10 protein-coding genes are annotated in these 9863 nt (G+C 65.2%); all 10 read right to left on the minus strand.

The genetic code is table 11. The features are described from left to right. Positions 1-315: 315 nt before the first annotated feature. Entirely contained in the window at positions 316-546 is a 231-nt protein-coding gene (gene rpmE, locus ACFDSW_RS12035) for a 50S ribosomal protein L31 (protein WP_028965840.1), read from the minus strand. 94 nt (positions 547-640) lie between these two features. Continuing rightward, complete coding sequence (gene fabZ, locus ACFDSW_RS12040) at positions 641-1144, minus strand: 3-hydroxyacyl-ACP dehydratase FabZ (RefSeq protein ID WP_375250532.1); 504 nt, start codon at positions 1142-1144, stop codon at positions 641-643. A gap of 6 nt (positions 1145-1150) precedes the next feature. Further along, a complete protein-coding gene (locus tag ACFDSW_RS12045) occupies positions 1151-1792 on the minus strand; it encodes an OmpH family outer membrane protein (protein WP_375250533.1) in 642 nt (213 codons plus the stop codon). Next, complete coding sequence (bamA, locus tag ACFDSW_RS12050; RefSeq protein WP_375250538.1) at positions 1792-4341, minus strand: outer membrane protein assembly factor BamA; 2550 nt, start codon at positions 4339-4341, stop codon at positions 1792-1794. The genes ACFDSW_RS12045 and bamA overlap by 1 nt, the downstream gene beginning before the upstream one ends. A 272-nt stretch (positions 4342-4613) precedes the next feature. Next, positions 4614-5747 (minus strand): RIP metalloprotease RseP, encoded by a 1134-nt coding sequence (gene rseP / locus ACFDSW_RS12055; protein ID WP_375250534.1) that lies wholly within the window; start codon positions 5745-5747, stop codon positions 4614-4616. Further along, entirely contained in the window at positions 5744-6901 is a 1158-nt protein-coding gene (dxr, locus tag ACFDSW_RS12060; protein WP_375250535.1) for a 1-deoxy-D-xylulose-5-phosphate reductoisomerase, read from the minus strand. Before dxr ends, rseP begins: the two co-directional genes overlap by 4 nt. Then, entirely contained in the window at positions 6898-7653 is a 756-nt protein-coding gene (locus tag ACFDSW_RS12065; protein WP_375250539.1) for a phosphatidate cytidylyltransferase, read from the minus strand. Before ACFDSW_RS12065 ends, dxr begins: the two co-directional genes overlap by 4 nt. A 123-nt stretch (positions 7654-7776) precedes the next feature. Next, the gene (locus ACFDSW_RS12070) at positions 7777-8511 is read right to left on the minus strand and encodes an isoprenyl transferase (RefSeq protein ID WP_375250536.1); all 735 of its coding nucleotides are present in this window, start codon (positions 8509-8511) and stop codon (positions 7777-7779) included. A gap of 28 nt (positions 8512-8539) precedes the next feature. Beyond that, positions 8540-9097: a ribosome recycling factor gene (gene frr / locus ACFDSW_RS12075; protein WP_375250537.1), complete on the minus strand. Its 558-nt coding sequence runs from the start codon at positions 9095-9097 to the stop codon at positions 8540-8542. Continuing rightward, a complete protein-coding gene (gene pyrH, locus ACFDSW_RS12080) occupies positions 9097-9828 on the minus strand; it encodes a UMP kinase (RefSeq protein WP_375250540.1) in 732 nt (243 codons plus the stop codon). The genes frr and pyrH overlap by 1 nt, the downstream gene beginning before the upstream one ends. Positions 9829-9863 lie beyond the last annotated feature (35 nt).

The raw sequence follows: 9863 nt of genomic DNA on the forward strand, positions 1-9863 counted from the left end.
CGCCTGCTTTGGGAGCAGGATGTCGCAGGTTCGAATCCTGTCTCCCCGACCATTTCCTTCGACTTGTCACCCGCCATGTCCGGTCCGGTGCCGAAGGCTATGCACCAACATCCCTGAGCCTGGTGGCGAACACGATCCTGCGATCGTGCCGGGGGCCGGCCGGGCAGCGCTGATGATGCGCGTATGACCGCCACAGCAACCGGGCCCCGTGCTCGCGGCGCCACGCCACCGCCGGCGTCGATCATGGTCTCCAGACACGCGAAAGGCGTGACAGCTGCGATCCGCTGCCACGCCTTCCGATCAATGCCGACAGTCTTACTTGCGCAGCGTCAGGCCACCGCCGAAACGCTTGTTGAAGCGTGCCACCTGGCCGCCTGCGTCGAGGACCTGGCCACGGCCGCCGGTCCAGGCCGGATGCGCGAGAGGATCGATTTCCAGCGTCATCGTGTCGCCCTCCTTGCCCCAGGTGGAGCGGGTTTCGTACACGGTGCCGTCGGTCATCTGCACCTTGATCATGTGATAGTCGGGATGGGTGTCTTTCTTCATCTCTCACGCTCCTGCTGCGGCTGGTTTCCGACCAGCCAAAAGAGAAGGCGCGCGCCTAGCGGAGCGCGCGCCGAAAGTCAAAGCGGCTGCCAAATCAGCGCGGCTTGGGCGGATCGGCGATCATCGCGGTAAAGTTCGCTTCTGCGGCCACCTGTCCATCAATGGTAGCGACGCCCGCAAACTTGCACACACTATTGCGCTTCTGCACGAAGTTGACCGCGAGGCTGAGCAGCACGCCAGGCTCCACCGGCTTGCGGAACTTGGCGCCCTCGATCGCCATGAAATAAACCAGCTTGCCGCTTCCGGCCAAGCCCAGGCTTTCGACCGCGAGGACGCCGGCGGCCTGCGCCAGCGCCTCTACGATCAGCACGCCCGGCATGATCGGACGGCCAGGGAAATGCCCCTGGAAAAAGCCTTCGTTGATCGTCACTGCCTTGATCGCGCGGATCGACTGATCGGGGATCAGTTCCTCGACGCGATCGACGAGCAGCATCGGATAACGATGTGGTAACGCCGCCATCACTTGCGTGATATCGAGCGGGCCGATCGAGCTTTCCCCGATCGTACCGCCCGACGACGTCGTCGTTACGTCACTCACCGGCGATCAGCGGCCCGAGGGCGCGCGCGTGTTCGCCGGGGCGGCGGCCGCCGCGCCTGCCTGCTGCTGGCCCGGCTGCCAATTGGCCGGCGGCGTGATGCCGACGCTAGGCACCGAACGATCCAGTTCGGCGGTGATCGCGGAAGTGATGTCCGCCGTCGGCTGCGCAAACAGCGCCGCGTTCGGACGCAGCAGCAGGCTGACGTTCTTGGCCCGCACCGCCGCGTTCACCGCGTCGGGCAGCTTGGCGGAGATCTGCTCCAGCGCATAGGCCTGCGCGCGGCTGGCCGGCGCGGTCAGGCGCTGCAGCTCGGCATTGCCGGCCTGTTCCTTGGTCTGGATCGCGGTCGCCTGCGGACGCAAGGAAGCCTCGCTCGCTCCAGGTGCGGCGGCGGCCTTCTGGTAAGCGTCGACCAGGGGCTGAAGCTCGGTCGAGATCGCCTGACGGCGCGAATTCGCCTGATCGATCTGTGCCTTGTAGGTGGTCTGGATCTGGCTGCGTGCCGTTGCCCATGCCTTCGAGTTGGCGACCGCGGCTTCGGGATCGGCGACGGCCACGCCGCCCACCTGCGCCGTGGCGGCGCCGGCGACGAACACGCCCGGCGCGGCGAGCGCGGCAGCGAGCAACAGGGTCTTGAAGGTCGTCATCAGAACTGTGTCCCTACGTTGAAGGTAACGAGTTTCTTGTCGTCGCCAGGCTGTGTCACGATAGCCTTGGCGAGATCGATACGGAGCGGGCCAAACGGCGACGTCCAGTTGACGCCGATCCCGACCGACACGCGCGGCCGTGCCGAATTGCCAAGGAAAGTTTCCTTGAACGGTTGCGAAGCGATCAGCGCGGTATTGGGCACGATGCCGTTACAATTGCCTGATCCGTCCGGAATGCCGGTGGCGCAGGCCGTCGTCACCGACACCCCCGCGCCGTTGACATAGGAATATAGCGCGTTGCCGGCCGTATCACGCTGCGGCAATGGCAGAACTACCTCCCTGCCGTTAGCGTCCACCGTCGTCGGGAAGGTCGCGGTCTTCAACGGCTCGGTGATGCTGAACAGACTGCCGACCTGAGCGTAAATCGTCGGGCGAAGCCCCAGTTCGCGCGCGCCCGAGCCGAGCGGAATCTCCAGCTCTACCTTGCCAAGGTAGTAAGCATTCCCGCCCAGCGCGTCGTCGACGATCTGGTTGCGATCGGTCACCAGCACCTGCGCGCCGGTTGTCGCATCGGTCGTATAAGACTGGCGCAACACGCGCGGACCGACGCCGCGGATGTCGAAGCCGCGGAACTGCGGCTCACCCAGGTAGAAGCGGTCGGTGATACGGACCTTGTCGATGCCCGGTCCACGCGACCCTTCGAGCGAACGGATATAGCCGCCCTCCGCCGTGACCGAGGCTACAAAGCCACTGCCCAGCCCCCAGAATTTCGAGCCCTCCACGCGGGTCCGGACATATTTCACGTCGCCGCCCAGCCCGGCGAAATCCTGGCTGAACACGAACCGCTGACCGCGCGTGGGGCGCAACCGGCTGTTGAGGCTGTCAAAGATCAGCGAATAACCGACGCTCGACGTCAGGCGATTCCCCAGCGAGTCGCACAGATACCGGCCCGCCTTCAGCGGATCGCAGCTGCCGTTGGTAAAGAACGTCGCCTGGTCCAGCCCGACTTCGTCGTAGGAGAAACTGTAGCGTCCGGCGAGTTGCCAATATTCGGTCAGCGCCACGCCCGTGCGGACCTGGAAGCCGGTCGATACCTGGCTGTAGGTGGTGTTACGGCTCGTCCCGACGAACTGGAAGGCGTTATAGTCGCGGCGGAACAGGTCGACGCCCAGCGCGATGTTCTTGTCGAAGATATATGGCTCGGTAAAGCCCAGCTCGATCGACTTGGAATAGCTCGAATAATTCACGCCCGCGCGCAGCGTCTGGCCTTTGCCGCGGAAGTTTTCCTGCGTGATATTCGCCTGGATGATAAAGCGTTCGAGGCTGGAGAAGCCCGCCGACAGCTGCAGCTGCCCGGTCGCCTTTTCCTCGACGTTCGCTTCCAGCACGACGCGATCGGGCGTCGAGCCCTGCACCTGCTTGATCTCGAACTTGTCCTGGAAATAGCCGAGCGAGTTGATGCGATCCTGCGAACGCTTCACCTGGAAGCTGTTGAACGCATCGCCCTCCGCCACGCGCACCTCGCGCCGGATCACCTTGTCCTGCGTGTTGACGTTGCCGGTGATATCGACACGCTCGACATAGGTGCGCTGCGCCTGGCCGATGTGAAAGTTGATCGACATCGTCAGCGCGTCACGGTCACGCTGAAACTCGGGGTTGACGTCAGTAAAGGCGTAGCCAAACAGACCGGCGGTCTCGCTCAGATTGTCGACCGTATCCTCGACCATCTTGGCGTTGTACCAGTCGCCCTTCTTCACCGGCAGCGTCGCGGCCAGCTTCTTGCCTTCGAAATCGCGGATGTCGCTGTCGACCGTCACGTCGCCGAATTTGTAGCGCGGCCCTTCTTCCACCACATAGGTGATGATGAAGTCCTTGCGATCGGGGGTCAGTTCGGCGACCGCCGACGTCACCCGAAAATCGGCGTAGCCCTGCGTCAGATAGAATTGCCGCAGCTTCTGCTGATCATAGGCCAGACGATCCTGGTCATAGGATGTGCCCGACGAGAGGAAGCGGTAGAAACGCGCTTCCTTCGTCGCCATTTGAGCGCGCAGCTTGCCGTCGTCGAACACCTCGTTCCCGATGATGTTGATCTGGCGGACCTTGGATTTCGGCCCCTCGCTGACTTCGAAGACGACATCGACGCGATTCTGGTCGAGGCTGACCATTTTCGGCTGCACCGTCGCGGCGAAACGGCCCTGACGACGGTAGAGTTCGATAATGCGCGCGACGTCGGCACGCACCGCCGACCGGGTGAAGATCTGACGCGGCTTGAGCCGCACCTCCTTGCTGATCTTGTCTTCCTTGAGGCGCTTGTTGCCCTCGAAGATGACGCGATTGATGATCGGATTCTCGCGCACGCGAATCACGATCTCACCCGTTTCAGCTCCCGAAATCGAAACGTCGGCGAACAAATCGCTGGCGTAAAGATCCTTGATTGCCTGATCGAGGGTTTCGTTCGTATAGGCCTGCCCCTGGCGCAGCTTGGTATAGCTGAGCGCAGTCTCCGGCTCGATCCGCTGCGTGCCCTCCACTCGTAGCGACGTGATCATACGCGCGCCCGGCGTGTTCACGGCGACCGCCGGGGCGGTATCAGCATCGCTCGTCGGGCGTCCGGACGCCGGCTCGGCGGCGGGACGCGCGCGCTGGGGGCGCCCGGGCGCCTGCGCCGCGGCAACCGCGGGCAGGCCAGCGAGCATCGTGCAGCCAAGCAGAGTCGCCGAGGCACGCGCCCGCGAAGTCGAAACGTTGAGCACCGTCACCAAAAATCCCACCCGAGAGAAACCGTCACATTGCAGGGTCGCGCTGCCCTGCCTTACCTTCGTCAACCGATCAAGCCGGCCAGATGCCGCCATAGGCCGAAGTTACCGAGATCATTGAACGTCACCAGCAGCATCAGCGCCAGTACCGCCATCAGACCGCCACGATAGGCCCATTCCATCGTCTGTGGGGCAACGGGCTTTCGCCGGATCGCCTCGATCACGTAGAAAAAAAGATGCCCGCCATCGAGCATCGGCACTGGCAGCAGATTGATGAACCCAAGATTGATCGACACCAGCGCGATCAGGAACACGAACGCCTCAGGCCCGAGCGTGATCTGTTCGCCTGACACCTTGGCGATCGACAGCGGACCGCCAAGTTCCTTCACCGAACGCCGTCCGCTGATGATCTGGCCGATCGTCTCGACCATCATCTCCACGATCTGCCCGGTACGCTGTACCGCGACGATCGGTGCTTCGATCAGGCCGACCGGCCGGACCACCGGCGCGCCCGGTGCGATGCCCAGCAATCCGACGCGATATTCGTTGCCGAAGCGATCGCGCTGCACCTGCGTGCCGATCGTCGCGGCGACGCTTGTGGCACTGCCGCCGCGTTCATAGTCGATCCGCACGCGCTCCCCGGCGCGGATCTTGACGAAGCGCACCATGTCTTCGAACGTTTCGACCGGACGACCGCCCAGCGCGGTGATCCGATCGCCAGCGCGCAGCCCCACCTGCGCGGCGGCCGTCCCCGGCATCGCCTGCCCGACCACCGCCGGCGTGCGCGCATCGCCATAGGCAAGCGCAAAGCCCGCCAGGATCAGGATCGCGACGACGAAATTGATCGCCGGCCCCGCAGCGACGATGATCGCGCGCTGCCAGACCGGCTTGGCCTGAAACGTCTGGCGCCGTTCCTCGGCGGGCAACGCCAGCCAGTCGGCGGACGGTTGGCTCGCAGGATTCATGTCGCCGGCGAAGCGCACATAGCCGCCCAAGGGCATCCAGCCGATTTTCCAGCGAGTGCCGCGCCGGTCGGTCCAGCCGGCGATTTCGCGACCGAAACCGATCGCGAACGCCTCTGCCTTCACGCCAAACCAGCGACCGGCGAGGTAATGTCCCATCTCATGGATGAAGACGAGCGGACCGATCACCAGAACAAAGGCGAGGACCGTCAGCAAAAGTCCCGGAGTCTGGATCACGCCACGCCATCCTTCACGCGCTCACCCGCGATCCTGCGCGCTTCCGCATCGACATGGAGGACCGCGTCGAGCGTTTCCGGCGCGGCCGGGGCGTAACGCTGCAAGGTATCGTCCACGATTGCGGCGATTTCAAGAAACCCGATGTTACCTGCCAGAAATGCCGCCACCGCCACTTCATTGGCGGCATTCAGGATCGCGGGACGCGCCCCGCCCTCGTCTGCGGCAGCGCGCGACAGGGCCAGCGCCCGGAACCGCACCGGATCGGGCGATTCGAAATCGAGACGTCCGAGCGCGACCAGGTCCAGCGGTGCCATCGGCGTCGCCATCCGCTCCGGCCACGCCAGGCAATGCGCAATGGGGACGCGCATGTCGCTCGGCCCCAGCTGCGCCAGCATCGAGCCGTCGATATAATCCACCATGGAATGGATCACCGACTGGCGATGGATCACGATCTCGATCCGCTCGACCGGCACCGGGAAAAGCCGCGCCGCCTCGATCAGTTCGAGCCCCTTGTTCATCATCGTCGCGCTATCGACCGAGATCTTCGCGCCCATCGACCAATTGGGGTGCGCCACCGCCTGCGCCGGCGTGACGGCCGCCATATCGCCGAGCGCCCAGTCGCGGAACGGCCCGCCGCTGGCGGTCAGCACGATGCGGCGGATGCTGTCAGGACGTGCCGCGTCAAGGCATTGGAAGATCGCGTTATGCTCACTGTCGGCGGGCAACAGCGTCGCGCCGCAACGCGCCGCCGCCGCAGTAATGATATCGCCCGCCGATACCAGCGGCTCCTTGTTGGCGAGCACCACGGTGCCGCCCTGCTCGATCGCCGCCAACACGGGTTTCAGCCCGGCGCATCCGACGATCGCGCCCATCGTCCAATCCGCGCCGAGCGCCGCGGCCTCGCACACCGCCGCGGGGCCACCGGCCACATGCGTCCGCGTCCCCGCCAGCGCCGCCCGCAGCTCCGGCAGACAGGCTTCGTCGGCCACCACCGCCATTTCCGCATCGGTCCGGATCGCCGCGGCGGCAAGCCTTGCGACATCGCAATTGGCGGTCAGCGCGCGAACCCGGAAACGGTCCGGTGCCCGCTCGACGAGGTCGAGCGTCGAAGTGCCGACCGACCCGGTCGCGCCGAGGATGGTCACCGTCCTCATGACAGCAACACGCCCAATGCCACCAGCACCGCCGCGACGGGGGCAACCGGCACCAGTCCGTCGAGCCGATCGAGTACCCCCCCATGGCCGGGCAGGGTATTGCCACTGTCCTTCACCCCGGCCTGACGCTTCAGCATGCTTTCGAACAGGTCGCCGATCTGGGCCAGGATCGCGAGGAACGGCGTGGCGATCGCCAGCAGCGGCGGCAGATCGGCCAGCGCCCACAACAGCCCGCCCAGGATCGTTGCGGCCACCATGCCGCCGAACAGCCCGGCCCAGGTCTTGTTCGGGCTGAGCCGCGGTGCGAGCTTGGGGCCGCCGATCGAACGTCCAGCGAAAAAGGCGCCGATGTCGCAGGCCCAGACCAGCGCCATCGTCCAAAAGGCATATAAGAGCCCGTCGTCCTGCCGGCGCAGATAGACAAGCGCCAATACCGGCAGGCCGCAATAGAGCACCCCTGCCGCCAGTTTGGGCAGCCGCGTGACGATCGCGACGAAAAACGCCGCGCCCGCCACCAGGCCGAGTGTGAAGAAGTCGCGCGTCTCCAGCACCAGCCACGCCGGCGCCATCGTCGCGAGCGGCACGCTGAGCGCGAACTGGCCGAGCCGCTTGGTACGCGCGGGTGCCTTTTGCAGCCCTGCCCATTCCGCCATCATCAGCAGCGATACGACCACCGCCAGCAGCCAGAAGGCGAAGCCCCCCGCCCATAGCGCCAATACCGCGACCGCGATCATCACCACGCTGGCGATCATCCGCAGCCGCAGGTTCGACGGCGTGCGCCATCGGGCATCCGGCGTGTCGAGCAAGATTTCCGATGGCCGGTCGGGCGCGGGGGCGGGCGGATGCTGCCCGGGATCAATCATAAGGGAAAATGCTCACAAACCGCCATAGCGACGCTGGCGCTGACCATAAGCGCGGATCGCCGCGTCCAATTCGTCGGCGCCGAAATCGGGCCATAACGTATCGACGAACAGCAACTCCGCATAGGCCGCCTGCCACAACAGGAAATTGGACAGCCGCTGCTCCCCCGACGTTCGGATCATCAAGTCGAGCGGCGGCAGGTCGCGCGTCTCCAGCTCGCTTTCGATCGCCGCCGAGTCGATCGAATCCGGGGACAATTCGCCCGCCGCCGCGCGCCGCGCCAGCCGCTGTGCGGCCGCGACCAGTTCGGCATGAGCGCCGTAATTCAGCGCGATCGCGAGGATCGGGCCGGTATTCGCGGCGGTCCGTGCCAGGGCGTCGTCGACCAGCGCGGTGACGTCGCCAGGGAAGCGGCGATAGTCGCCGATCACACGGAGCCGCACATTCTCACGCACCAATTCCGCCAGATCGTTGCGGATGAAGAATTTCAGCAGCCCCATCAGGCCGCTGACCTCGTCCTCCGGGCGCCGCCAGTTTTCCGACGAAAAAGCGTAGAGCGTCAGTGCCTCCAGCCCCATCGAACGCGCCGCGCGGCTGACCGCGCGCACCGCCTCCACTCCCGCGCGATGCCCCGCCGCCCGTGGCAAGTGCCGGCGTGCCGCCCAGCGGCCGTTACCGTCCATGATGATCGCCACGTGCCGCGGCATCGCCGTCGGTTCGTCACGCTGCGGAGCCGCTGCCGTCGCCATCAATCCCTCCCCCGGAATGCGCGACGCATCACTTACCCAGGATTTCCTTCTCCTTGGCGGCCGACACCGTATCGATATCGACGATCGTCGCGTCGGTCAGCTTCTGCACCTCGGTTTCGTGACGCTTGCGTTCGTCCTCGCTGAATACGCCCTTCTTCTCGTCCGTCTTCAGCGCGTCCATGCCGTCGCGGCGGACGTTGCGCACCGCCACCTTGGCCTTTTCCGCATATTGCCCGGCCAGCTTCGCCAGCTCCTTCCGCCGTTCCTCGGTCAAGTCCGGGATCGGCAGGCGCAGCGTGTTACCGTCGTTGATCGGGTTCAGCCCAAGGCCGGCCGAGCGGATCGCCTTTTCGACCGGGCCGACGTTCGATTTGTCCCACACCTGCACCGACAGCATGCGCGGTTCCGGCGCGGACACCGTCGCAACCTGATTAAGCGGCATATGCGAGCCATAGACCTCGACCGTTACCGGATCGAGCAGCGAGGTCGAGGCACGCCCCGTGCGCAGGCCGCCAAGATCCCCCTTGAGCGATTCGACCGCGCCGTTCATCCGGCGCTCCAGATCGGCCTTGTCATACGCGGGCATCACATCGTCTCCATCTTGTTCTGCACGACCGTCGACACGCCCTCTCCGCGCAGCACGGCGGCAAAATTGCCATGCTCGCGGATGTTGAACACGACGATCGGAATGTTCGAATCACGACACAGCGCGATCGCGCTGGCGTCCATTACCTTCAGGTTCTTCGCCAGGACGGTGTCGTAACTGACGGTTTCATATCGCGTCGCGCCCGCGACCTTCTTCGGGTCTGCGTCATAGACACCGTCCACCGATGTCCCCTTGAACAGCGCGTCGCAGTTCAATTCAGCCGCGCGTAGCGCCGCGCCACTGTCGGTGGTGAAGAACGGCGATCCCACGCCAGCCGCGAAGATCACCACCCGCCCCTTTTCAAGGTGCCGGGCGGCGCGGCGACGGATGAACGGTTCGCAAACCGACTGCATCGGGATCGCCGACTGCACCCGGGTGTCGACGCCGATCTGCTCCAGCGCGTTCTGCACCGCCAGCGCGTTCATCACGGTGGCCAGCATGCCCATGTAATCGGCGGTGCCGCGCTCGAAACCCTTGGCGGCGGCGGCGAGGCCGCGGAAGATGTTGCCCCCGCCCACGACGATGCACAGCTCGAACCCCTGCGCCTTGACGTCCGCGATCTCCTCCGCGACGCGCGCGGTGACCGCCGGGTCGATCGCCAGCCCTCCCTCGCCCATCAGGACTTCGCCCGACAGTTTCAGCAGGATACGTTTGTAGCGAGGCTGGGTCATGGGATCCGGGCGCTGGTGGAAGGCGCGCGGACCCT

Source organism: Sphingomonas sp. (assembly GCF_042091075.1).
Lineage (GTDB): Bacteria > Pseudomonadota > Alphaproteobacteria > Sphingomonadales > Sphingomonadaceae > Sphingomonas.

What these genes read in the sequence shown, in the direction of transcription:
- ACFDSW_RS12045 (WP_375250533.1), bottom strand. Translation starts at nt 1,792, where the DNA reads ATGACGACCTTCAAGACCCTGTTGCTCGCTGCCGCGCTCGCCGCGCCG.
- bamA (WP_375250538.1), bottom strand. Translation starts at nt 4,341, where the DNA reads ATGATCACGTCGCTACGAGTGGAGGGCACGCAGCGGATCGAGCCGGAG.
- pyrH (WP_375250540.1), bottom strand. Translation starts at nt 9,828, where the DNA reads ATGACCCAGCCTCGCTACAAACGTATCCTGCTGAAACTGTCGGGCGAA.
- ACFDSW_RS12070 (WP_375250536.1), bottom strand. Translation starts at nt 8,511, where the DNA reads ATGGCGACGGCAGCGGCTCCGCAGCGTGACGAACCGACGGCGATGCCG.
- dxr (WP_375250535.1), bottom strand. Translation starts at nt 6,901, where the DNA reads ATGAGGACGGTGACCATCCTCGGCGCGACCGGGTCGGTCGGCACTTCG.
- frr (WP_375250537.1), bottom strand. Translation starts at nt 9,097, where the DNA reads ATGCCCGCGTATGACAAGGCCGATCTGGAGCGCCGGATGAACGGCGCG.
- ACFDSW_RS12065 (WP_375250539.1), bottom strand. Translation starts at nt 7,653, where the DNA reads ATGATCGCCAGCGTGGTGATGATCGCGGTCGCGGTATTGGCGCTATGG.
- rpmE (WP_028965840.1), bottom strand. Translation starts at nt 546, where the DNA reads ATGAAGAAAGACACCCATCCCGACTATCACATGATCAAGGTGCAGATG.